Source organism: Enterocloster alcoholdehydrogenati (assembly GCF_013282095.1).
Taxonomy (GTDB): Bacteria; Bacillota; Clostridia; order Lachnospirales; family Lachnospiraceae; genus Enterocloster; species Enterocloster alcoholdehydrogenati.
In genome coordinates this window covers 482,762-505,756 of sequence record NZ_BLTJ01000001.1, presented here as the reverse complement: position 1 = coordinate 505,756, position 22,995 = coordinate 482,762, and the positions used below count along the sequence as shown (strand labels likewise).

The 22,995-nt window shown below is 50.3% G+C and carries 24 protein-coding genes and 1 pseudogene; 19 read left to right on the top strand and 6 right to left on the bottom strand.

Features of this window, described 5'->3' with window-relative positions:
• Nucleotides 1-24 precede the first annotated feature (24 nt).
• The 4 genes from HW447_RS02395 (at nt 25) to HW447_RS02380 (ending at nt 3,712) form a co-directional block, all read left to right on the top strand.
• Entirely contained in the window at nt 25-738 is a 714-nt protein-coding gene (locus HW447_RS02395; protein WP_176253706.1) for a LytR/AlgR family response regulator transcription factor, read from the top strand.
• Between the two features lies 1 nt (nt 739).
• The gene (locus HW447_RS02390) at nt 740-1,615 is read left to right on the top strand and encodes a hypothetical protein (protein ID WP_176253705.1); all 876 of its coding nucleotides are present in this window, start codon (nt 740-742) and stop codon (nt 1,613-1,615) included.
• Complete coding sequence (locus tag HW447_RS02385) at nt 1,612-2,373, top strand: GHKL domain-containing protein (protein ID WP_176253704.1); 762 nt, start codon at nt 1,612-1,614, stop codon at nt 2,371-2,373. The genes HW447_RS02390 and HW447_RS02385 overlap by 4 nt, the downstream gene beginning before the upstream one ends.
• Before the next feature lie 88 nt (nt 2,374-2,461).
• Complete coding sequence (locus HW447_RS02380; RefSeq protein WP_176253703.1) at nt 2,462-3,712, top strand: DUF1266 domain-containing protein; 1,251 nt, start codon at nt 2,462-2,464, stop codon at nt 3,710-3,712.
• Between the two features lie 148 nt (nt 3,713-3,860).
• Here the strand turns inward: HW447_RS02380 and sdaAA are convergent, their stop codons facing one another.
• From sdaAA to HW447_RS02365, 3 genes are read right to left on the bottom strand one after another with little or no spacing between them, the layout of a single operon-like run.
• Entirely contained in the window at nt 3,861-4,748 is an 888-nt protein-coding gene (sdaAA, locus tag HW447_RS02375) for an L-serine ammonia-lyase, iron-sulfur-dependent, subunit alpha (protein WP_176253702.1), read from the bottom strand.
• A gap of 48 nt (nt 4,749-4,796) precedes the next feature.
• Complete coding sequence (gene sdaAB / locus HW447_RS02370) at nt 4,797-5,465, bottom strand: L-serine ammonia-lyase, iron-sulfur-dependent subunit beta (RefSeq protein WP_176253701.1); 669 nt, start codon at nt 5,463-5,465, stop codon at nt 4,797-4,799.
• Nucleotides 5,466-5,479: 14 nt separating this feature from the next.
• A complete protein-coding gene (locus tag HW447_RS02365) occupies nt 5,480-6,694 on the bottom strand; it encodes a dicarboxylate/amino acid:cation symporter (RefSeq protein WP_176253700.1) in 1,215 nt (404 codons plus the stop codon).
• Nucleotides 6,695-6,938: 244 nt separating this feature from the next.
• Here HW447_RS02365 and HW447_RS02360 point away from each other — a divergent pair, with 244 nt between their 5' ends.
• From HW447_RS02360 to atpC, 9 genes are all read left to right on the top strand, one after another.
• Nucleotides 6,939-7,820, top strand: coding sequence for a LysR family transcriptional regulator (locus HW447_RS02360; protein ID WP_176253699.1), 882 nt, complete (start codon nt 6,939-6,941; stop codon nt 7,818-7,820).
• A gap of 299 nt (nt 7,821-8,119) precedes the next feature.
• Complete coding sequence (locus tag HW447_RS02355) at nt 8,120-8,806, top strand: F0F1 ATP synthase subunit A (protein ID WP_176253698.1); 687 nt, start codon at nt 8,120-8,122, stop codon at nt 8,804-8,806.
• Between the two features lie 58 nt (nt 8,807-8,864).
• Entirely contained in the window at nt 8,865-9,086 is a 222-nt protein-coding gene (gene atpE, locus HW447_RS02350; protein WP_176253697.1) for an ATP synthase F0 subunit C, read from the top strand.
• Between the two features lie 47 nt (nt 9,087-9,133).
• On the top strand, nt 9,134-9,625 hold the full coding sequence (gene atpF / locus HW447_RS02345; RefSeq protein WP_176253752.1) for a F0F1 ATP synthase subunit B: 492 nt from the start codon (nt 9,134-9,136) through the stop codon (nt 9,623-9,625).
• Complete coding sequence (locus tag HW447_RS02340; protein WP_176253696.1) at nt 9,618-10,124, top strand: F0F1 ATP synthase subunit delta; 507 nt, start codon at nt 9,618-9,620, stop codon at nt 10,122-10,124. The genes atpF and HW447_RS02340 overlap by 8 nt, the downstream gene beginning before the upstream one ends.
• Before the next feature lie 18 nt (nt 10,125-10,142).
• Nucleotides 10,143-11,681, top strand: coding sequence for a F0F1 ATP synthase subunit alpha (gene atpA / locus HW447_RS02335; RefSeq protein ID WP_176253695.1), 1,539 nt, complete (start codon nt 10,143-10,145; stop codon nt 11,679-11,681).
• Nucleotides 11,648-12,538: an ATP synthase F1 subunit gamma gene (gene atpG, locus HW447_RS02330; RefSeq protein WP_176253694.1), complete on the top strand. Its 891-nt coding sequence runs from the start codon at nt 11,648-11,650 to the stop codon at nt 12,536-12,538. The genes atpA and atpG overlap by 34 nt, the downstream gene beginning before the upstream one ends.
• Before the next feature lie 15 nt (nt 12,539-12,553).
• A complete protein-coding gene (gene atpD, locus HW447_RS02325; protein ID WP_176253693.1) occupies nt 12,554-13,954 on the top strand; it encodes a F0F1 ATP synthase subunit beta in 1,401 nt (466 codons plus the stop codon).
• A 36-nt stretch (nt 13,955-13,990) separates the two neighbouring features.
• Complete coding sequence (atpC, locus tag HW447_RS02320) at nt 13,991-14,419, top strand: ATP synthase F1 subunit epsilon (protein ID WP_176253692.1); 429 nt, start codon at nt 13,991-13,993, stop codon at nt 14,417-14,419.
• Nucleotides 14,420-14,552: 133 nt separating this feature from the next.
• Here atpC and HW447_RS02315 read toward each other — a convergent pair whose 3' ends face one another.
• Nucleotides 14,553-15,122, bottom strand: coding sequence for a hypothetical protein (locus tag HW447_RS02315; RefSeq protein WP_176253691.1), 570 nt, complete (start codon nt 15,120-15,122; stop codon nt 14,553-14,555).
• A 42-nt stretch (nt 15,123-15,164) separates the two neighbouring features.
• On the bottom strand, nt 15,165-16,055 hold the full coding sequence (locus HW447_RS02310; protein ID WP_176253690.1) for a LysR family transcriptional regulator: 891 nt from the start codon (nt 16,053-16,055) through the stop codon (nt 15,165-15,167).
• Between the two features lie 239 nt (nt 16,056-16,294).
• Between HW447_RS02310 and HW447_RS18360 the strand changes: the two are divergent.
• Nucleotides 16,295-17,227: pseudogene (locus HW447_RS18360) on the top strand (type I phosphomannose isomerase catalytic subunit); the annotation flags it as partial.
• Nucleotides 17,210-18,061: a carbohydrate-binding protein gene (locus HW447_RS18355; RefSeq protein WP_334296802.1), complete on the top strand. Its 852-nt coding sequence runs from the start codon at nt 17,210-17,212 to the stop codon at nt 18,059-18,061. The pseudogene HW447_RS18360 and the gene HW447_RS18355, both read left to right, overlap by 18 nt.
• On the opposite strand, the gene HW447_RS02295 is transcribed toward HW447_RS18355, so the two are convergent.
• Nucleotides 17,985-18,959 carry a LysR family transcriptional regulator gene (locus HW447_RS02295; protein WP_176253689.1) on the bottom strand — a complete coding sequence of 325 codons (975 nt, stop codon included), beginning with the start codon at nt 18,957-18,959 and terminating at the stop codon, nt 17,985-17,987. The genes HW447_RS18355 and HW447_RS02295 overlap by 77 nt on opposite strands.
• A gap of 188 nt (nt 18,960-19,147) precedes the next feature.
• Between HW447_RS02295 and HW447_RS02290 the strand changes: the two genes are divergently transcribed.
• From HW447_RS02290 to HW447_RS02275, 4 genes are read left to right on the top strand one after another with little or no spacing between them, the layout of a single operon-like run.
• On the top strand, nt 19,148-19,978 hold the full coding sequence (locus tag HW447_RS02290) for an ABC transporter permease (protein ID WP_176253688.1): 831 nt from the start codon (nt 19,148-19,150) through the stop codon (nt 19,976-19,978).
• A complete protein-coding gene (locus HW447_RS02285; protein WP_176253687.1) occupies nt 19,975-20,757 on the top strand; it encodes an ABC transporter permease in 783 nt (260 codons plus the stop codon). The genes HW447_RS02290 and HW447_RS02285 overlap by 4 nt, the downstream gene beginning before the upstream one ends.
• Nucleotides 20,758-20,770: 13 nt before the next feature.
• Nucleotides 20,771-21,811 carry an ABC transporter ATP-binding protein gene (locus HW447_RS02280; RefSeq protein ID WP_176253686.1) on the top strand — a complete coding sequence of 347 codons (1,041 nt, stop codon included), beginning with the start codon at nt 20,771-20,773 and terminating at the stop codon, nt 21,809-21,811.
• Between the two features lie 28 nt (nt 21,812-21,839).
• Nucleotides 21,840-22,898, top strand: a complete 1,059-nt coding sequence (locus HW447_RS02275; protein WP_176253685.1) for an ABC transporter substrate-binding protein — start codon at nt 21,840-21,842, stop codon at nt 22,896-22,898.
• The last annotated feature ends 97 nt before the right edge of the window (nt 22,899-22,995 follow it).

Genomic DNA, 22,995 nt, shown 5'->3' with positions numbered 1-22,995 from the left:
ATAACAGACAAAAGGTGATTCAGTATGACATATCAGGTTGCAGTTTGTGATGATGACATTGAATTTGCCAGATGTTTTTCTGGAAGGATACAGGATGCATTTGCAGCGATGGGAGTAAAGGCGCAGATTGAATGCTTTGAGGATGGGGAAACGTGCTGTCAGGCGGTGAAAAAGAGGGAGTATGATCTGATCTTTATGGACATTGAGATGGATTCCATGAATGGCTTTGATGCTGCCAGACAGATCTGCTTTTATAAGGAACGCAGGGAACTTCCATATCTTATTTTTGTTTCAGCTCATGAGAGTATGGTGTTTGATTCCTATGAGTTTGAGCCTCTGTGGTTTCTGTGCAAGGAGCGGTTAGAGGAACTGGGACGCGCTCTGCGCAAGTTTGCCGGAAAGATGGAGGCCAGGGAACTGACCTTTTCGTTCCGGGAAGGACGTTCCTTCCGCAGCGTGAAGATCCGGGAGATCCTGTATCTGGAGGGAAGAGGACACTGGATCGATGTGAATACCTGGTCGGATCGATTTGATATATATGGAAGCCTGGGGCATTTTGAAAAAGAGCTGACACCCCACGGCTTCTTTCGGATCCACAGGAATTTTCTTGTGAATATGGCCGCGGTATTTTCCATCAATAAGGACACGGTTACATTGGTAGATTATACCTCCCTTCCTATGGGGCGTGACAGAAAAGCCAGGGTAAGAGAACATTTTTTGACTGTGAATGGAAGATGATATGGAAGAAATATGGATGAATTTATACAGCAGTGTTCTTGCAATTTCTCTGGAGCGCAGCTGTTTTGAGAGCCGCTTTTGCGGTCTGGCTGCTTATCTGCAGTGGATAGCCGGGACGGCGGTATACTTTTTGGTCCTGTCTGTATTAAACCGGTATTTTGTATATGAGGGAACAGCCAGCCTCTGCTATGTGGGAGTGATGGTTCTTTATGGTATGGCCGCTTTACGGGTAAGGATGCATGAAATTCTGTTCTTCAGTGTTTTGTGGATCGGTGTTCTTCATCTTATTTCACCTGGCCTGATCCTTTTAAGTCAGTGGCTGGGAAATGAAAGTCTGGCATGGATGCCTGGAGGCAGCATACGCAGAGAAATACTGGCCCTAGCTGCTCTTCTCAGACTGGCAGCCGCCATTTTCATGTGTTTTGGCACAAGAAAATGGAGAACGGTAAAGGAACGGGAGATAGAGATTGGCCGGGGGCTCAGCCTTATTATGATAGCAGGCATAGGACTGATTTTTACAGGATTATTTCTGGTCATGAGAGAACTGACTGAGGAGCCGTTTGCCATGAACCGTCTGTTTTATATCCTAAGCGCGGTTTTGCTGGGGGCCGGAGCCGTCTGGTATCGAATCGAACTGGGAGAAAAGCGGAAAAGAGAGTGGGAAGAAGGCTGCTTTCAGCGGCTGACGGAAAAACGAAAAGAATATGTCTGCGCTGCCGATCAGGTAAATACAGAGCTGCGTATGCTTCGGCATGATATGAAAGGTCATATGGCTACGGTGTACGCAATGACAGAGCAGGGGAGGCAGAAGGAGGCAGCCGATTATGTGAAGCGGCTGGCAGAAAAACTAGAGTCAGGAAAGAGGAAGCAGGCATGAACGCGGCAGCAGGAATGTATGGAGTGATTCTGTTTCTGTTTACTGTGCTGCTGTTTTTATTGTTTCGGTGGCACAGCCTGCAGGAAAGGATATGGAAAGGAGCCTGCATCCGCCTGGAACAGGAAAGCGAAGAAAAAGACAGGAAAGAAATAGAGGATTTAAACACACATGAAAAACAGCTGAAGCTGGAACTGGGGGAGGAATTAAAAAGCCTGGAACAGCTGCTGCTTTTTGGAAAAAAGGAGGATGCCATACGGGCAATTCAACGGCTGGACGGGCAGTTTGAACAGATGCCGTATGTGGAAAGCCGCACGAAAAACTGCGGCGTCAACGGAGCGGTCAGCCGGGCTGTCCGTATGGCAGCCAAGGAGCAGGTTATCTTCCGGTTTCACATTGCGGGAGCGGTAGGTGCATTTCCCGAAGGGGATATGGGAGTGCTTTTGTGTAATCTTCTGGATAACGCCATTGAAGGAGCTTTAAAGTCAGGCGGCAGGAGGGAAGTTCTCCTAAATGTATGGAATTTCAGGGGATATTTAAAGATATCGCTTGAAAATACGGTAGAGGAGGAACGAATCCGGTTAAATCCCGGCTTCTGCACGGACAAAAAGGATAAAAGCAGACATGGCTTTGGGATGAGAAGCATTGAGCGGATTCTTCGCCGCTTCCAGGGAGTGATGGATAAAAGACTGGTCTGCAGGGATGGAGACTGGGTGTTGGAACAGGTGCTTCTGCTGCGGTTTCCCCAACCCGGTTCGTGACGAAAAATTACGGTTCGTGTTAAAACCGTTGCGCACAGGAGACGGCCTATATTAAAATGCTCATATCACAATCAGGAGGACAAAAGATATGAAAAAAGGTCGGATCAAAGGGGCTATTGGAGCAGCCGTTCTTGGAACGGCCCTGGTTTTAGGGGGCTGTCAGGGAGCATCAGGCGCGTTTAAGACCCAGGAATATGTTTCGGATAACGATATATTCCGGGCAGTGCTGCCGGAGGGGATGGAACAGACAGATATGAGGTTTCAGACCAATTCTGCACTGATGATGCTGGACGGAGGCGATGACAAAAATCTTCAGGTGGTCGTGTTTGGAGGCGGAAAGGAAAATGCGATCCCGGGACAGGAAGCGGCAGCGGATCTGAACGGCTATAAGGAATCCGTTAATTCCTACATCGAAAAAAATATTCCGGGCCTTAAGCTGACCTGGGATAAGGACAACTCAGAGAGCAGAGAGGGAATGGATCAGTGTATCTCTGCTGAGGGAACGGCAGAGATCTCCGGAAGCAAGGCAAAGGTTTACGGACTTTATATGGAAAATGAAAATTCCTATTATGGAGGCGTTGCCTTTGGAGGAAGAGGCGAGATTGCTTCTGTGAAAAAGGTGATGTCCATCCAGCCGGGGGAGGTCGGAACCAGGGAAACCACAGGAATGGATTTTATCTATGGTATGACCGCTGTGCTTGATAAAGTAAACAACAGCAATATGTTAGAACTGAAAAAGACCATGGAGGATATGGAGGGCGTTAAATCAACGGATTTAACCTCCATTGAGAGACAGGCGGCCGCCAATCTTCTGAGCAGCTGGTCCATATCGAATAAGGCATCCCTTCTTGAAACTGTCAGCGGGCTTTGCGGCGATAAGGGACACAATGCAGACGCGTTGTCAGTGCTGGAGCGGTACGGCTCAGATCCCTCCGAGTCAAGGGACGCATTTATCAGCAGCCTTGAAAGCAACGGTGTTTCAGATAAAGAAAAGATCTATATGCTGGCGGTTTATGACGCCAGAGCGGCTTTTGGAGACCGGGCGCTTATGGGCTGGGATTTAAGCAGAGCCGTTTCCGTTCTGGAAATGGGCTATGCGGCAGGTTTTTTAACCTATGATGAAGCAGTCAGCCAGGCAACTGAAGTGGCAAAACTGGCTCAGACCACATTCTCCTCCTGGGAGGAATTTAACCAGAGCTACCTTTACGGATATTCCTACTGGAGTGAGGAGGATCTGGAAGATCCTTCCAGCAGCGCGGCAGAGAGGGCACAGATGGTAAAGAGCCTGACAGAGAGTTCAGCCAGCCCCTTCCGGGTAGACTGGAATATCAGCCTTTAAGAGAGAAAACGGCAGTCTGGAACACCGGTGTTCCCTCATTTAAGGTGCAGAACCGTGTGTTCCCCCGTCTGCGGATGGTATCATCCATTTCGTATAACAAAAAAATACGTCCGTCAGAGAAAACCTCTGCAGGACGTATTTTTTTGTTTCAGGAGCAGCAATCTCCGCAGCCTGTATGGTACTTGCAGCCTGTAGGGGTGACGGCGCAGCCGCCCATGGCAGTTTCACGCAGTTCACCGGGCAGCTTTTTTCCTACGGTGTACATGGCGTCCAGCATCTCATCAAAGGGGATCAGCTGCCGGATACCGGCCAAAGCCAGTTCTGCTGCGATCATGGCATTAGCCACCCCGGAGGCATTGCGCATTTGGCAAGGATATTCCACCAGGCCGCCCACAGGGTCGCACACCAGTCCAAGCATATTCATAAGCACAGTGCTGGCGGCGTAGAGACACTGAACGGGGGTTCCGCCAAGGAGTTCCACCGCAGCTGAGGCAGCCATGGCAGAGGCAACGCCCACCTCAGCCTGACAGCCGCCCACAGCCCCGGCTACCGTAGCGTTGCGCATTGCCAGATAGCCTACGGCTCCGGCATTAAAAAGGGCGGATACGGCCTCATGGTCATTCAGAGTATGCTCCTCTTTTAAGGCCAGCAGTACGCCGGGGACGATCCCGGAGGAGCCGGCTGTGGGCGCCGCCACGATGAGTCCCATGGAGGTATTGACCTCCAGTACAGCCATGGCGTAGGTGATGCCGCGGCTGATAGCGTTGCCGCAGATATTTTTTTTAGAAGCCCATAACCCGTTTAAAAGACGGGCTTCCCCTCCGATCAGCCCTCCGATGGATTTTCCGGGAGAGGTGATCGGGTTGACGGCAGATTCCTTCATGATATTCCAGGCAGTCTCCATTCGGGACAGGATCTCCGCTTCAGACGCTCCAGTCTGATCCTTCTCCCGCCGGAGCATGGCCTGAGAAATGGATAGGCCTTCTTTCTCACAAAGTTCCAACAGTTCTTTTCCACTTTTAAAATCAGTATTCATGATGATATTTTTCTCCTTTTGCAGATAAAACGGCGGCCCATACGCCATTTACAGATGGACCAGCATAACATCCCGCACAGAGGGATTTTGAAGGATCCGGCCGCATAGGGAATCCGGCAGGTCGTCGTCTGACTCTACGATGGAATAGGCGGTCTGTCCCTTTTCTTCCCGGAACAGCTTCATAAAAGCAATGTTGATGTTATCCTCGGCCAGACAGCGGGTGATATGAGCTACTACACCCGGCGTATCCTTATGGATCACAATGGCAGTGCTGTATTCCCCGGTAAAATCCACGGCTACCTGGTTGATGCGGCTGATACGAATTTTTCCGCCTCCCAGGGATTCTCCGCGGACGGTCAGAGTCTGTCCCTCCTCATTGGTCATAATGATATCTACGGTGTTGGGGTGATCGACCTCTTCCGTTTCATTTGCGGTAAAATGATATTCCAGCCCCCGTTTTTCTGCGATGGAGAAGGAGTCGGGGATCCGCCGGTCATCAGTGGCAAAGCCCATGATGCCTCCTAAAAGCGCCCGGTCGGTACCGTGGCCCCGGTAGGTTTTTGCGAAGGAGCCGTAGAGAATAAATTCGGCCTTCTTTAAGGGGCCGCTTATCATCTTCTGGGCCAAAAAGGCCAGAGAGTCCGCTCCCGCGGTATGGGAGCTGGAGGGGCCGATCATATTGGGGCCGATTACATCAAAAACACTGATAAATGCCATAAATTATGTCCTTTCTATTTTTCCGGTACGGCAATAAATTTGTGGTAGATCGAATCTACGATCACACCGATGGCATTGTCGCCGGAAACATTGCAGGCAGTCCCGAAGGAATCCTGTGTAATATAAAGCGCTACCATGATGGCGCAGATAGGGCCGTTGGGATCGCCGGCAGTAGCGCCAAAGACCATGTACAGGAAGGGAAGAGCGGTCATGATAGAACCTCCGGGAGCGCCGGGGGATGCCACCATGGCGATACCCAGAGTCATGATAAAGGGAATCACGGTTGCCAGGCTGATGGGCAGCTGGTTCATCAGACAAACCGCAGTGGCGCAGGCTGTGATGGTGATCATAGAGCCGGCCATATGGATGTTGGCGCATAAGGGAACAACGAAATTGCGGATTTGCTCACATACGCCGTCGGCTTCTGCGCATTTTAAATTAACCGGGATGGTAGCTGCGGATGACTGGGTGCCCAGAGCAGTAGTATAACCGGGCAGCTGATTTTTGATCAGGGCAAACGGATTCTTTTTGCTGACGGTCCCTGCCAGCATGAACTGGAGCAGGATGCAGATCAGGTGCATCAGGATCACTACCAGGAACACCTTCCATAAAATACCCAGAATGACAAAGGTCTTGCCGGAGTAGGTCATATCTACGAATGTACCGCAGATATATAAAGGCAGCAGAGGGATGATCACATTGTGGAGCACCTTGTCAATGATGCCGGAGAAATCCTTCATCACGTTATAAAGGCTGTCGCCGATCTCCTCCCCTCTCATGGTTGACAGGCATAACCCCAGGATAAAAGCCAGTACAACGGCAGATAAGGTATCCAGCAGAGGGATGATCTGCATACTGAAAAAGCTGGGAAGGGATTTGTCCGCAGTTTCCGCGATCTGTTCCAGCGCGCCGGCGCTCATAAAGTGGGGAAACAGATTCGCCGCCACCAGATAGGAGGCAGAGCCTGCGATCAGCGTAGAGCCGTAAGCGATGCAGACGGTGATAAGGAGCAGCTTTCCCGCGCCCTGAGAGAGGTCTGCGATTCCCATGGTTACATAGGCTACGATCATCAGAGGGATGACAAATTTTAAAAAGGTGCTGAACAGGCCGGATGCGGTCACAACAGCGCGGCAGATGCCCTCAGGCATGAACTGGCCGATGAGAATACCAACGATGATTGCAATGATCAGTTTCGGAACAAGCCCCAGTTTGAACGTTTTCTTTTCCATTTTCTCCTCCAAAATATACGGTGTGCCCGCGGAACCCTATGCGCGCCTTGATTCCGGGAGCGCCCTGCTATTGATCCCCGGTTTTTCGGGGTACAGTGCGTAAACGGACCGTTTTTGCGCTTGACGTCTCTGTACACTTAGTATATCATGTACAATGAAATGAGACAAATTCAGGGAATATATATATAGGTTGAATATAATTCATAACAACACTGCAGATTGAAAGAGCAGGAAAGGAGGAATCATGGAGGTACGGCAGATACAGTCCTTTGTGACCGTTACCCAGCTGGGAAGCTTTTCAAAGGCGGCCCAGGTGCTGGGTTATTCCCAGTCCGCTATTACGGTGCAGATCCGTCTTTTGGAGGAAGAACTGGGATTTAAACTGTTTGACCGCATGGGGAAGAGGGTGGCGCTTACCTCCCAGGGCAGGCGTTTCTCCGTATGTGCGGATGAAATTTTAAAGCAGGTACAGATTGCCAGGGATCTGAAGAAAGAAGAGGATGGCTTAAAGAGTCCTCTTCATATAGGAACCTTAACCTCCATCTGCTTTTCAAAATTTCCGCCTATCCTGCAGTATTTCAGAGAGCATCATCCCGATGTTCCCATTCGGATCACCACCGATTCTCCGGGAGAACTGATCAATAAGATGGAGCATAATCAGCTGGATCTGATTTATCTTTTAGACCGTTCCCGCTACAGCGACCGATGGGAGAAGGTGATGGAGGTGCCGGAGCCGGTTATGTTTGTGGCCTCGCCCCGGTTTCACCTGGCAGACCGAAAGGAGATCTCTCTGGATGAGCTTTTGGAAGAACCGTTTCTTCTGACGGAGCGGGACGAGAATTACCGAAGAGAGCTGGATCAGTTTCTGGAATCAAAGGGAAGGTCGCTGACTCCTTTTTTAGAGATCAGCAACACAGAGTTCATCATACAGATGGTGCGGGAAAACAGGGGGATCACCTATCTTCCCTATTTTGCAGTGCACAAAAGCATTGAGGAAAAGAAACTGACCGTTCTCAACGTCCCCGCATTCAAGCTTCAGATGCACCGACAGATCTTCTATCATAAGAATAAGTGGAAAACGCCGGAGATGGAAGAATTTATACGGCTTGCAAAGGCCCTGTGCTAGATACCGGTCTGCCCTGCCTTTGTATCTATAAAAATACATTTCTGAACCTCTCTGTAATTCAGATAATTTTAAAACGGGTATGAAAAAATTTTACTGTATAAAGAAAATTTTACTGAAAAGAATCCAAAATATTCAGAAAGGAATCTTGAAAAATTATGCATATTTTATTTTCATAATATAAAAGTTATGAATTGATAACAATTTCTGTATTTGAAATGATGAATACAGGTGACTATAATAGCACCGAAATGAAACAACAGATGAAACTGTTTAAAAATAAGAAAGGAAGGTGAGAGAAGTTGGAGCATTTAGTGGAGTCACTGATGGAGGAGCTGGACTGCAAGACCGTATTTACTATTCCGCTCTTTGGCGGAATCGATGTACTGGAATCAGTCGTAGTCACCTGGATCATCATGGCTGTTATAATGATTGTCTCCCTGATCATGGTAAGGAACCTTAAGGTCAGGAACATAAGCGGCAGACAGGCGGCCGTAGAGAGCGCATTTTCTTTTGTCTATAACTTCTTTTTGGATCTTCTGGGTGAGGAGGGTAAGGCGTACATACCATATATGATCACTGTGATGGTATATCTCCTGATCTCCAACATGATCGGTCTGCTGGGCTTTAAGCCTCCCACGAAGGACCTTAATGTAACTGCTTCTCTGGCAGTGATGAGTATTGTGCTGGTAGAGGCTGCGGGCATCCGCAAAAAAGGTGTGAAGGGATGGATCAGGGGATTCGCAGAACCGCTTCCCGCGGTAGCGCCGATCAATGTGCTGGAAATTTTTATCAGGCCCCTGTCCTTATGTATGCGTCTTTTTGGAAATATCATGGGCGCTACGGTCGTTATGGCGCTGATCAAGAATCTGCTGCCGCTTATTGTACCGCTTCCTTTCAGCGGATACTTCGATATATTTGATGGAGCAATACAGGCGTATGTTTTTGTATTCCTCACATCCTTATATATAAAAGAGGCGATTGAGTAAACAGCGCTTCTTAAAAAACAAATTACTAAAAAAGAAAAATGAAAAGGAGATCAACATTATGTCAGGATTAATCGCAGTTGGCGCAGGATTGGCAGTTACTACAGGTATCGGAGCAGGAGTTGGAATCGGATTGGCAACTTCTAAGGCAGTAGACGCTATCGCAAGACAGCCTGAGGCAGACGGAAAGATCACAAAGTCTCTTCTTCTTGGATGCGCCCTTGCAGAGGCAACCGCTGTTTACGGCTTTGTAATCAGCCTTCTGATCATTCTGTTCTCATAATCGGCAGGAAGTAACCTGAGAAAAAGCAGACAGAAAGGCATTTGAATATGTTAAATATAAGCTTTTGGAATATCGCTTTTACCATCATAAATGTTCTGGTGCTGTTGCTTTTTATGAGACACTTCCTTATGAAACCTGTAATGGAGATCTTGGAGCAGAGAAAACAGATGGTGGAAAAGGATCTGGATGCTGCCAGCACGGCTAAAAGCCAGGCGGAAGCCTTAAAGACCCAGTACGCCGCATCTCTGGAAAACGCAGGTGAGGAAGCGGATCGTATCGTGGCTGAGGCCAGGGAAAAAGCACAGGGCGAATATGATCGTATTGTAAAGAAAGCAGATGAGGATGCCGCTAAAACCATGGATGCCGCCAGAAAGACCATGGATGCAGAGCGTGAGAAAGCTCTTAATGATCTTCGGGCGTCTGTCACCGGCCTTGCCATGACGGCAGCGGCCAAGCTGTTAGCAGAACAAAGCAGCGCAGATCATGACAAAAAGCGGTATGACGCATTTATAGCAGGCGCAGGAGAAAATCATGACTGATCAGGCAAGATTATACGGAGCAGTCCTGTATGAACTGAAGCTGCCGGAGGATATGGTATACGAGACAGGCCGTATCCTTAAGGAAAATCCGGAGCTGGTGCAGGTACTGGCAGATCCTGGCCTTACGGCGGTGAAAAAAGAGGCTGTTATTGATAAGATATGGAAGGAACCGGAATTTTCACTGTCTATGGCCTCTTTTATAAAAAAAGCCTGCGGTGCGGGATGCATCGGGCAGATGGAAGATGTATTCTCTGTATGGGAACAGTGCAGGAGAGATGAAAAGGGTATTTTAAAGGCCCAGCTGCTTTATGTGACAGAGCCGGATGAAGCCCAGATTGCAGGAATCAAGGCTTTTTTATGCAGAGAGTATGGAAAAAAGGAAGTGCAGCTTACCATGGCTGCACACCCGGAGCTGCTGGGCGGTTTCGTCCTTCGCACCGGGGATATGGAATATGACTACAGCCTGAAGGAGCAGCTTGCTGACCTTTTCAGCGCGTAGCGGGATAGGAGTCATGATATGAGTACAATCAGTTCTCAGGAAATCATCTCCATCGTAAAAGGCGAGATTGAGGATTACGATGCCCATGCAGGCCGCACCCGGGAAACCGGCTCTGTGATCTGGGTGGGCGATGGCATTGCCATCGTATACGGTATCGACCACGCCATGTATGGAGAGATTGTTATATTTGAAAACGGAGTCCGGGGCATGGTTCAGGATATCCGCAAAAATGAGATCGGCTGCATCCTTTTTGGGAAGGATACAGGGGTCACAGAAGGAACCAAGGTTACACGGACCAAAAAGAGGGCCGGAGTTCCTGTGGGAAATGAATTTTTAGGCCGTGTGGTAAACGCCTTGGGCGACACGATTGATGGCCTGGGACCTGCAAAGGAGGAGGCATATCTTCCGGTAGAGCAGGAGGCTCCCGGCATTGTTGAGCGTAAGTCCGTAGGTGTTCCCATGGAAACCGGCATTCTTGCCATTGATTCCATGTTCCCTATTGGCAGAGGCCAGCGTGAGCTGATCATTGGAGACCGCCAGACCGGCAAGACCTCCATCGCCATGGATACCATTTTAAACCAGAAGGGCAAGGATGTGATCTGCATCTATGTAGCCATCGGCCAGAAGGCATCTACGGTCGCTAAGCTGGTAAACACGTTAAAGAAGAATGACGCTTTGGACTACACCATTGTTATGGCATCCACTGCCAGCGATCCGGCTCCTCTGCAGTACATCGCTCCCTACGCGGGAACCGCTATGGCAGAGTTCTTCATGCGTCAGGGCAGAGACGTCCTTATTGTATACGATGACCTGTCCAAGCACGCAGTGGCTTACCGTGCGCTGTCGCTGCTTCTGGAACGTTCCCCGGGCCGTGAGGCGTACCCCGGCGATGTATTTTACCTTCATTCCAGACTTCTGGAGCGTTCCAGCCGTTTAAATGACGCTCTGGGAGGCGGATCTATCACAGCGCTTCCGATCATTGAGACACAGGCGGGCGATGTATCTGCGTATATCCCTACCAACGTGATCTCTATTACGGACGGGCAGATCTTTCTGGAGAGCGACCTGTTCTTCTCCGGTATGCGTCCTGCGGTAAATGTAGGTCTTTCCGTATCCCGTGTAGGCGGCGCAGCCCAGACGAAAGCCATGAAAAAGGCCAGCGGAAGCATCCGTATCGATCTGGCCCAGTATCGTGAAATGGAGGTATTTACCCAGTTCAGCTCTGATCTGGACGAGGCCACCAAGGAGCAGCTGGCATACGGAAAGCGTCTGATGGAGCTGTTAAAGCAGCCTCTGGGCCGTCCGCTGTCCCTTCATGAGCAGGTAATCACGCTTTGCGCGGCTACGCATAAGGTGATGCTCACCGTGGATGTTCCGCAGATCAAGAAATTCCAGATGGATATGCTGGCATGGTTCGATGAAACGCATCCCGAACTTGGACGTGAGATTGAGGAGAAGAAGGTCTTAAGCGATGAGCTGTCAGAACAGATCATAGCCGCAGCGAAAGAGTTTAAGGAGGCAGTATGGCAAACGCAAGAGAGATCCAAAGCCGTATAAAAAGTATCCAGGATACACGTAAGATCACGAATGCCATGTACCTGATCTCTTCCACCAAGCTGAAAAAGAGCAGGAAGCTCCTTACGGATACAGAGCCGTATTTCTATACCATGCAGGACGTGATTCGGCGTATCCTGCGCCATATGGAGGTAAATGAGCATCCATTCTTTGACCGGAGGCAGCAGGTTCCGGAGAAAAAGCGCTCCATGGGCCTGATCGTCATTACCGGCGACAAGGGCCTTGCAGGCGCTTACAATCACAATATCCTGAAAATGGCTCATGCCTGGATGGAAAAGAGTGAAAATAATCATCTCTATGTAGTGGGAGAGCTGGGACGTCAGTATTTTGCCGCCAGACATATGCCGGTGGAAGAGCAGTTCCACTATACAGTCCAGAATCCTTCCATGCACCGGGCGAGAATGATTTCTTCCCGGGTGCTGGAAGATTATATGGATAAAAAGCTGGATGAGGTGTGGATCATTTACACAGAAATGATCAATTCCATGAAGATGGAAGCCCGCATGGAGCAGCTGCTTCCTCTTAAAAAAGAAGATTTCAGCGACATCGTCATTCCCACGGATATCCATCTGGAGGACATCCGCATGGTTCCGTCGCCGGAGGCGGTGCTGGATCATGTGGTGCCCAACTATGTGACCGGCTTTATCTTTGGCTCTCTTGTAGAGTCCTTCTGCAGTGAGCAGAATGCCAGGATGATGGCAATGCAGTCGGCCAGCGATAATGCGGGAGAGCTTTTAAATGAGCTGTCCATTGAATATAACCGTGTGCGTCAGGCCGCTATTACTCAGGAGATTACCGAGGTCATCGGCGGAGCGAAAGCACAGAAAAAGAAACGATAGATTAAGGAGGCAGCCATGAATAAAGGAAAGATCATACAGGTCATGGGACCTGTGGTTGACGTGGCATTTGAAAATGGTGACCTTCCTCATATCCAGGACGCCCTTGTAGTGGATAACGACGGCAAACGCTGCGTTATGGAGGTAGCCCAGCATATCGGAGGCGAAGTTGTCCGCTGCATTATGCTGGCATCCAGCGACGGCCTGCATAAGGATATGGAGGTAGAGGCCACGGGAGCGGGCATTCGTGTACCGGTAGGCGAGAAAACCCTGGGACGGCTTTTTAACGTCCTAGGCGATACCATTGACGGCGGTGAAAGCCTTGAGAATGAGGAAAAATGGGTAATCCATAGAGACCCGCCTTCATTTGAGGATCAGAGTCCGGTGGTTGAGATGCTGGAGACAGGCATCAAGGTCATTGACCTGTTAGCTCCCTACGCAAAGGGCGGAAAGATTGGTCTGTTCGGCGGAGCCGGCGTAGGAAAGACGGTGCTGATCCAGGAACTGATTACAAATATTGCTACCGAGCACGGCGGCTATTCCATTTTTACCGGAGTAGGAGAGCGTTCCCGTGAGGGAAATGACTTATGGACGGAGATGGGCGAGTCCGGCGTATTAAAAAAGACGGCCTTGGTATTTGGCCAGATGAATGAGCCGCCGGGGGCGCGTATGCGCGTGGCGGAAACCGGCCTGACCATGGCAGAGTATTTCCGTGACGTACAGCATCAGAACGTGCTGCTGTTTATCGATAATATTTTCCGTTTTGTACAGGCTGGCTCCGAAGTATCGGCCCTTCTGGGACGTATGCCTTCCGCTGTAGGCTATCAGCCCACCCTGGCAACGGATGTAGGCGCGCTTCAGGAGCGTATCGCTTCTACAAAGAATGGTTCCGTTACCTCTGTACAGGCAGTTTATGTGCCTGCGGATGACCTGACGGATCCTGCGCCGGCTACTACCTTTGCCCATCTGGACGCTACCACTGTTCTTTCCAGAAAGATCGTAGAGCAGGGTATTTATCCTGCGGTGGATCCTTTAGAGTCCACCTCCCGTATCCTGGAGGAGGATGTGGTAGGAAAAGAACATTATGAGGTTGCCAATAAGGTGCAGCAGATGCTTCAGAAGTACAAGGAACTGCAGGATATCATAGCTATCCTTGGTATGGAGGAACTGTCCGAGGAGGATAAGCTGACGGTAAACCGGGCAAGAAAGATCCAGAGATTCTTATCTCAGCCTTTCCATGTGGCAGAGAACTTCACCGGCGTACCTGGAAAGTATGTGCCTGTAAAGGAGACGATCCGGGGCTTTCGGATGATTATCGACGGAGAGATGGACGCTTATCCTGAAGCAGCCTTCTTTAACGTGGGAACCATTGATGAGGTAGTGGAAAAGGCAAAGGCCATGGAGGCAAAGGAAGCTTAATGCTTCCTGCTCCCGGCTTTAGGAAGGAGCAGTCATATGTCAACATTCTGGCTGAAGGTCATAGCCAGTGACCATGTATTTTATAAAGGAAACTGCGAAGCTTTGGTGGTTCCTGCCTATGACGGTGAGCTGGGCATTCTGCCCCACAGAGAGGCTATGATCCTTGCGATTAAAGAGGGAGTGCTCAGATTCCGTGTACCTGGCAGCAGTGAGCAGCAGGAGGCGGTGGTAGGCGCCGGTATCGTACAGGTAGTCAATAACCGTGTGACCGTTGTGGTGGATACGGCGGAGCGGCCGGAGGACATCGACCGGATCCGTGCAGAACAGGCGCTGGAGAGAGCGAAGGAGCAGCTGCGCCAGAAGCAGAGCATTGCGGAGTACAAAATGTCCCAGGCCTCTATGGCGAGAGCGCTGACCCGTCTGCGCGTAAGCCAGCAAAAAGGCGCGCATTACAATGGACTGTAGGATGTCCTGGAGATCATATTATGATAAAACACGCCCTGGAAAGCAGAAGCAATCTGCCTTCCGGGGCGTGTTTTTGCAGGAGGGTATGGGAAAAACTCTCCGTTTTTCCAGAGCAGAGCGGGGAAGAAATGGGTTACTGTGCTGAATTCAGGAGCTGTTTTTTCAAATAGTCTGTCAGCCATATGGTGGAGAGGGTGAAAAAAATCTCAAGAGAACTGCTGACGATCCCCGCCAGAAGAAACAGCAGGACAGAAACGGCGGCGATTGCAAGACAGCAGTAAAAGCTGGGGGAACATTTTGGGTCTTTCCGGGAAAGCCGCCAGGTAAGTCCGGTCAGAAACAGTAAAAGCAAAATGGCAGCTGCAGCGGCAAACAGGATATGCAGAATGGCTTTTAAGGGAAAGACCTGCGGAAGATAAGGGGTAGTGACAGCGCAGAATAAGATAAAAAGGTCAAGGGGGATAAAGACCTTAAAAAGGGTCTGGCCGCGTGCAGAGAGGAGATGGAGCCGCGTCAGGGAGCCGGATATGGAGCTTAAAGTCCTGCCATAGCAGATTCCCACTAAAAGCCCCCAGAAAAGGAAGGCATCCCTGCGTCCAAGGGAATATCCGATCACAGAGAAATTAAAGGTAAACCAGTTATAGCCTGCGGCAAGCAGAACTGTGTATATGGGAAGGACCACATAAGTAAGCAGGTTCATCATTAAGCAAAAATACCTCCTTAGACGGCAGGATCTGTAAAAGACTTAAAGCCACCGTGAATTTCCCACAAGGAAGCTGCAGAAGTCGGTCAATATGGGTTTATCCAGGCTTTTGGGAGAGCGTGTCAGGGTAATCTGACGGCGGCAGGTCTGGCCCTCAATGGGAAGGAGCTTCACAGGAGAGCCGCCCTGGGAATCCCATTCCGAGGGAAGCGGTCCCCAGGAATACTGGGGCCAGAAACCGATCCCCATACCGGCCGCGATCAGATTGCGCACCGACTCCGTGGTATCACTTTCAAAAATGATTCTTGGAGAAAATCCCGCTTCCATAAAATAGCTGTTTGTGATCTGGCGTATGGGCCGGGAACCGGCCAGACAGATATATCCGGCATCCCTGGTATCTGTAAGCCGGATGGAGCTTCGGCCGCCATAAGGGGAATGGGTGGGAACGGCCAGATACAGATCCTCCTCCAGCATCACCATTTGATGTTCGTTGGGCTGGGAAGGCATATCCGCCCGTCTGGCCGATACGCACAGATCGTAGTCGTCCGACTGGTCGGAGGTCTGATACAGCTGGAAATTCACATCGGGCCGCAGGCTGCGAAAGGCGATGATCCGGTTGGTAATGAGGGCCGAGGCGGACAAAAGCCGCAGCCGGATGGTGTGGATGGCCTGCTCCTTTCCCATCTGCAGTTCGGCAGAGATCTGATCCAGGCTGTTGATGATGGGGATAAGCCGCTTTTGCAGAAAGCGCCCGGCATCATTTAACTCAATACTGCGGCTTTTGCGCTCAAACAAAGGCACTCCCAGTTCGGCCTCCAGCCGGTGGATTGCCTGGGAAAGTGCCGGCTGGGCGATTTGAAGATGCTCTGCCGCCTTTGTCATATGCTGGTATTCTGCCGCAGTCAGAAAGTATCTTAATTGAAGAAGCTCCATAATAATACCTCACAGATATCACCTTCCCGGAAGTTCGTAGGGATCAGGGCGAGATGGTCATTTAAATCCTATGAATGATAGCATGAAGGAGCCGTTCTGTCAATGACCGAAACCGTGAAAAGGAAAGAATAGCCCTTGACGAACGTCTCTCATACGGCTAAGATAAATAGGTATATCTCCCAGCTGTGACAGACCATGGGGCCGTCTGGCTGGGGAATAAGAGAAAGGTGTGTAGAAAAATGAGTGAATTATTGTTTTTGAATCCTGTATTTAAAGAGGCCGTATGGGGCGGGAGCAGGCTGAAGGAGCAGTTTGGCTATGATATCCCAGGCAGCCATACCGGCGAGTGCTGGGCCATCAGCGCCCATGAAAACGGGGACTGTGAAGTGGCAGAGGGAGAGTACAAGGGAATGCGCCTGTCTGAATTGTGGGCAGCACATCCAGAGCTTTTTGGAAATGAGGACGGCCGTTTGGGAGACCGTTTCCCCCTTCTTATAAAGATCATTGACGCCAGGGATGATTTAAGCATTCAGGTTCATCCTGACAATACATACGCCACTGCCCATGAAAATGGCTCTCTGGGCAAGACAGAGTGCTGGTACATCGCAGACTGTGAGCCGGGGGCTTCCATTGTCATCGGCCACCACGCAAAGGATGAGGCAGAGTTAAAAGAGATGGTAGAACAGGGACTCTGGAGCAGGCTGATCCGGGAGGTTCCGGTTCATAAGGGTGATTTTTTCCAGATCAATCCCGGCTGCATCCATGCCATCAAAGGGGGAACCGTAATTTTAGAGACGCAGCAGTCCAGCGATGTGACCTACCGTGTTTACGATTATGACAGAAAGTGGAATGGCGAACTGAGAAAGCTTCATGTGAAAGAAAGTCTGGATGTGATAAAGGCTCCCTTTGTCCCTGCACAAGATCAGAGAAAATCCCTTCAGACAGAGGGGGCACACATAGAGCATCTGGAGACCTGCCATTTCTATACCGTAGAAAAATATGAGGTTCACGGCCAGTGGCAGCATAAGTTTACGGAGGGGTTTGCCAATGTAAGCGTTTTAGAGGGAGAAGGCACGGCAGATGGAATCCCTGTAAAAAAAGGCTCCCATTTCATTGTTCCTGCAGGCCATGGCATCTGCCGGTTTACGGGAAATATGACGCTGATCGCTTCCTGGGTTCCGGCCGGGGAAACAGAGGAAACGGCGGACAATTCTGTTTCCATCCGCGTGCTGGACTGGCTGGGCCGTACAAAGGCATTTGCGCAGGATGCGGAGGAAGCGGTGCTTGCCTTTGAAGATGTATACGAGGAAGGAGATACCATCCGGTTCCATTTCCCTGAGAGGGAAAAATTCTATACAGTCCGGGCAGACGATGCCATGGATGAGTCGCTGGTATACATGACAGAAAAGGAACTTACCTACGATATTCCCTTTCACGAAAAGAAGTTTTCCTACAATCCCAAGTGCTTTACCGGTAAACGCCACTACCTGACCTGCCGCAGGGCGGCTGACTATGAGACCGGCGCTTACCGCAATCTGGCAAAAAATGTGATGGATCAGCACGGAGACCGCGGCTGCTATCCCCACGCATCCGCCAATGTGGAGACAAGGGGAGAATCCGTATTTGCGGCCCGCAACGCCATCGACGGTGTTGCCGCAACCTTAAGCCATGGAAGCTGGCCCTATGAGTCCTGGGGCATCAATCGAAGAGACGATGCAGAGTTTCTGCTGGAATTCGGCCGTCCGGTAGATGTGGACAGGATTCGCCTGTGGACCAGAGCCGATTTCCCCCACGATAACTGGTGGGTACGGGCAACTCTGACCTTCTCCGACGGAACAGCCGAGATTGTGGAGATGGAAAAGAGTGAGAAAGCGCACTCGTTTTCTGTGGTCAGAAAGGGGATTACCTGGGTACGCTTATCGGAACTGATCAAGGCAGACGATCCGTCTCCGTTCCCCGCTCTGACCCAGATTGAGGTGTATGGAACGGAAGGGCATAAGCTTTAAGAAGTTCTATATAATCCTTAACGTGCTTTGGCATATACCGGCCTGGACGGCAGGCTGCGATGGTCATGATGGATACTGGTTCCTCTCCTATGGAGTAGCAGCCCGGCCGGTCGGCCCTGGATTCGGCCATGTAGTGAAAATAGCTGGCCGGGGCAAAGGCGGCTCCCATGCCGTCCATGGCCAGCTTGATGGACATCTGGCTGTTGCGCGTATGCAAAAGCGCCGTTGGGTCGATCCCGTACCGGGCAAAGAGATCCCTTGCAATGCCGCCCGTATTCTGGTCGGGGTAAAGAAGAATAAAATTTTCATGAGAGAGCTTTTTCAGATCCAGCCATGGATAGGAAAAGCCCTCTTTTTTTTGGGCTTCGCATTTCAGGGGGTGGCTCTCAGGCAGGATCAGTACGATTTCCTCTCTGCGGATCACCTGGTATTCTAATAATTTTGGAAACGTATGGACATTATAAATCGTAAGGTCAATGGAGGTATTTTTCAGGGTCTGCTCCGCCACAAAGCTGACTTCTTCCATGATATTGACAGTTACATGGGGATAAATCCGGTGAAATTCCATCAGTGTGGGCTGTAAAAGCGTGCTCCCCAGCATAATGGGAACAGCAATATTGAGCCGGCCGTGTGCTCTGCGGGTGATGTCTTCATATTCCTGGTCCCACTCCTGGCCAAAGGCCGCAATCTGCTCTGCATAATAGAGATACCGCTCCCCCATGTAGGTGGGGACGTAGCCCTGTTCCAGACGGGAGAATAATGGCGCTCCCAGCTGCTGCTCCAGGTTTTTTAAATACTTGCTTAAAGACGGCTGAGAGATAAAAAGGGATTCTGCTGCCTTTCCGATGCTTTTGTGGCGCGCGATGGCCAGGATATACCGTGCTTCCTTAAGATCCATGGGGATTTCCTTTCTGTACTGCCAGCCCCTTAGAATGGGACAGGCTGTTTATAAACAAGTATACCATAGCTTTACTGCATAAAAAATATAGAAATTATGTATTGGACGTATTTTGTATTACTTTTTATAATAAATTTAGTTTTAAAAATTAGCATAGTTAATAAATACAAACAGGATGGAGGAAGAATATGAAGCGAAGCAGTACGTGGATGATGCTGGCCCCAGGGCTTATCATTCTGCTGGTGTGTCTGGCCCTGCCCCTTGTAACCGTGCTGGCTCCTACATTTACTGAGGGAGACGCCCCCTTTCGTTCCTATGTGCAGTTTTTTCAGGACGAGTATTACAGGAAGATCCTCTTTCGCACCCTGCGGATCGCGGTGATTACAACGGCTATCTGTATGGCAGGAGGGATCCCCACCGCTTATTTTATCAGCCGGTGCGGCAAGAAGTGGAGAGGGCTGCTGCTGGCAGCGTCTATCTTCCCCATGATGACGAACTCTGTAATCCGAAGCTTTGCATGGATCAACATTTTAGGAAGCAACGGGATGATCAACCGGTTTTTAATGGCCCTCAATGTGGTTGAAAAGCCCATGAAGCTGCTATACACCGATTTTGCCATCATCATCGGTTCGGTTTACCTGTTTCTGCCGCTGATGATCGTTACAGTCACCGGCGTGATGGAAAATATCGATGACGATATGATGGAAGCGGCTCAGAGCCTGGGGGCAGGACGGCTTGAGGCTTTTATGAAGGTAATCTTTCCCATGAGCCTTCCCGGCATTATCGTAGGAGGCATTCTGGTATTCACCGGCACACTGACCGCTTACACCACGCCGCAGCTGTTAGGCGGAAACAGCAACATGGTGCTGGCAACCCTTATTTACCAGAGAGCCATGTCCGTAGGAGACTGGAACGGAGCCTCCGTGGTGGCCCTGATTATGATCGTCATTACCCTGGCTGTGATCCGTATCTTTAACGCCCTGGCGGCCAGACTGGACAGAAGAGGAGGAAAACAATGAAAAAGAACCGGTGGCTGACATTATATGCAGTCCTTGTATTTCTGTTTCTCATGATCCCTCTGGTGATCATTACAGTGACGGCCTTTGGAGGCGGAAGCGCCATCACCTTTCCCATTGACTCCTTTTCCCTGAAATGGTTCGGGAACGTATTTACATTAAAATCCTTCCGCCGTTCCTTCCTCACCAGCCTGGAGGTAGCCTTTCTGGCAACCTTTATCGCCCTTTTGGTGGGAGTTCCGGCGGCCTATGCCCTTGCAAGGTCAGGAATCCGGGGAAAACAGCTTCTGCGCTCCGTATTTTTGTCACCTACCATTGTGCCGGGGATTGTGGTTGGCTTTATCCTGTATCAGTTTCTGATTCTGACCTTCCGGCTTCCGGTGATGGTAAGCCTTCTGGCCGGCCATTTCCTGGTGACGCTTCCTTATGTGATCCGGGTAGTGGGGTCTGCCATGGAGCAGTTTGATTTCTCCATTGAGGAGGCGGCATGGAGCCTGGGCTGTCCAAAGGGAAGTGCATTTTTCAAGATTGTCCTTCCTAATGTGACCTCCGGCATCTCATCGGCCTTTATGCTGGCCTTTATCAATTCCTTTAACAATATCCCGGTATCCATGTTCCTGACAGGCCCTGGCGTCAGCACCTTCCCGGCCACACTGATGAACTATATTGAATATAACTACGACCCTACCGTTTCCGCGGTCTCCGTGCTTTTGATGGCAGCTACAGTTATCATCATGGTCATTGTGGACCGGACGCTGGGTATCGCCTCACTGGCGAAATAGGAGGATAAAACAAATGGCATTTATGACATTAGAGAAAATCGGCGTCAGCTATGATAAAAAGAAACAGATCCTGAAGGGACTGGATCTGGCGGTAGAAAAGGGCGAGCTGGTGTCCCTCCTTGGCCCCAGCGGCTGCGGAAAAACCACCACTCTGCGGGTAGTGGCAGGCTTTATCGAGCCTGGGGAAGGAACCTTCACCTTGGATGGGAATGATATGACAACGGTTCCGGTCCACAAGCGCAATTTCGGCATCGTATTTCAGAGCTACGCGCTGTTTCCCCATCTGACTGTATACGATAATGTGGCCTTTGGCCTCCGCACCCGGAAGATGGACAAGTCGCAGATCGATAAAAAAGTAAAGGATATTCTTGAGATTTGCGGGCTGACAGAGCTTTCCTCCCGTTTTCCCAAGGAAATGTCCGGCGGGCAGAGACAGCGAGTGGCTCTTGCCAGAGCGCTGGTCATTGAACCCAAGCTTCTGCTTTTAGATGAACCTCTGAGCAATCTGGACGCAAAGCTGCGCATCAGCATGAGAGTGGAGATCAAGCGCCTTCAGAAGAAGCTTGGAATCACCACCCTGTTTGTCACCCATGATCAGGAGGAATGTTTTTCCATTTCAGATAAAGTGGCGGTTATGAACGGCGGAGTGATCGAACAGTATGATACTCCGGAGCATATTTACAAAAGACCTGCAACCGAGTTTGTAGCCCGCTTTATCGGCTTTGAGAATTTCCTGGATCTTGCCAGGTGTGCAGAGGGACTCTATGAGGCGGGAGACGGCAGCCGCTTTAAGGCGGCTATGGAGTGTCCTGAGGGTGCTTTTGCAGGCACCATTCGTCCGGATGATATCCGTCTGGCAGGAGCAAATCAGCAGGAAAATGTGCTGACCGGCATCGTAGGCGTCCGCACTTTTCTGGGAAAGAGCTATCAGTATGAGGTAGGAACGGCGGCAGGCGTCCTGAAGGTGAATATGGACACAGAAACCGTATTTTCCGAGGGCGATTCCATACGGCTGTATCTGCCGGAAGATAAGCTGGTGCTGGTACGCCGTTAACTACAGAATAAAAAAGGAGAGAAAAGTTATGAAAAAGAGAGTATTGGCGGCCGTTCTGTGTGCGGCAGCTGTAACAGTAACCGCCTGCAGCGGGGCGTCTGAGGGAGGAAATACAGAGGCAGGAGGAAAACAGAAGCTGGTTCTTTCTACCTATGGTCTCAGTGAGGATATTTCCGCAGAGGAGGTCTACGCGCCGTTTGAGCAGGAATTTAACTGCCAGATCGTCACGGAGACCGGCGGCACCAATGACCGTTATACCAAGCTGAAGGCGGACAGCGAGACCCCGATCGACGTGATCGAGCTGTCTCAGGCCATGACCGCCAAGGGCGTGGAGGAAGGCCTCTTTGATACCATTGATCTCAGCAAAATCGAAAATGCCGCAGACCTGATCGGCGCAGCCAAAACCCTGGCGGAAAATGGCCAGGGGGTTCCCTACACCATTAACAGCATCGGCATTATGTATGATCCTGAGGCCACAGGCTTTGAGATCACAAGCTTTGACGATCTGTGGAAACCGGAGCTGGCCGGCAAAGTATCCATTCCAGAGATTACAACTACCTTCGGTCCGGCTATGGTATATATGGCCAGCGACCATGCGGGAGCAGACATTAAGAGTGATAACGGTGACGCGGCCTTTAAGGCACTGGAGGAGTTAAAGCCAAATCTGGTAAAGACTTATACAAAATCCTCCGACCTGATCAATATGTTTACCTCCGGCGAGGTGGCAGCCGCTGTAGTGGGTGACTTCGGCGTACCCACCATCCAGGCGGCAAATCCGAATCTTGTGTATATCACTCCTGAAGAGACATATGCCAATTTTAACACCATCAGCATCACAAAGAACTGCAAGAACAAGGAACTGGCCTATGAATATCTCAACTATCGCCTGAGCCAGGAACTGCAGACAAAGACCGGCAAAGCTCTGAACGAGGCTCCTACCAATAAGAAGGTCAGCTTCACAGAGGAGGAGTCCAAAAACATGACATACGGGGCTGCGGCAGAAAACGCAAAGGTGTTGGATTACGGCTTTGTAAATCCGCTTCTCAACCAGTGGATCGACCAGTGGAACCGGATCATCAACAATTAAATGCAAAGAATGAGGACAGTATAAACAGTCCCGGCAAAAACATACGTGAAGCTTGCTTGCAGGCAGTTTTTTGCCGGGACTGTTTTATCGGGGCCCG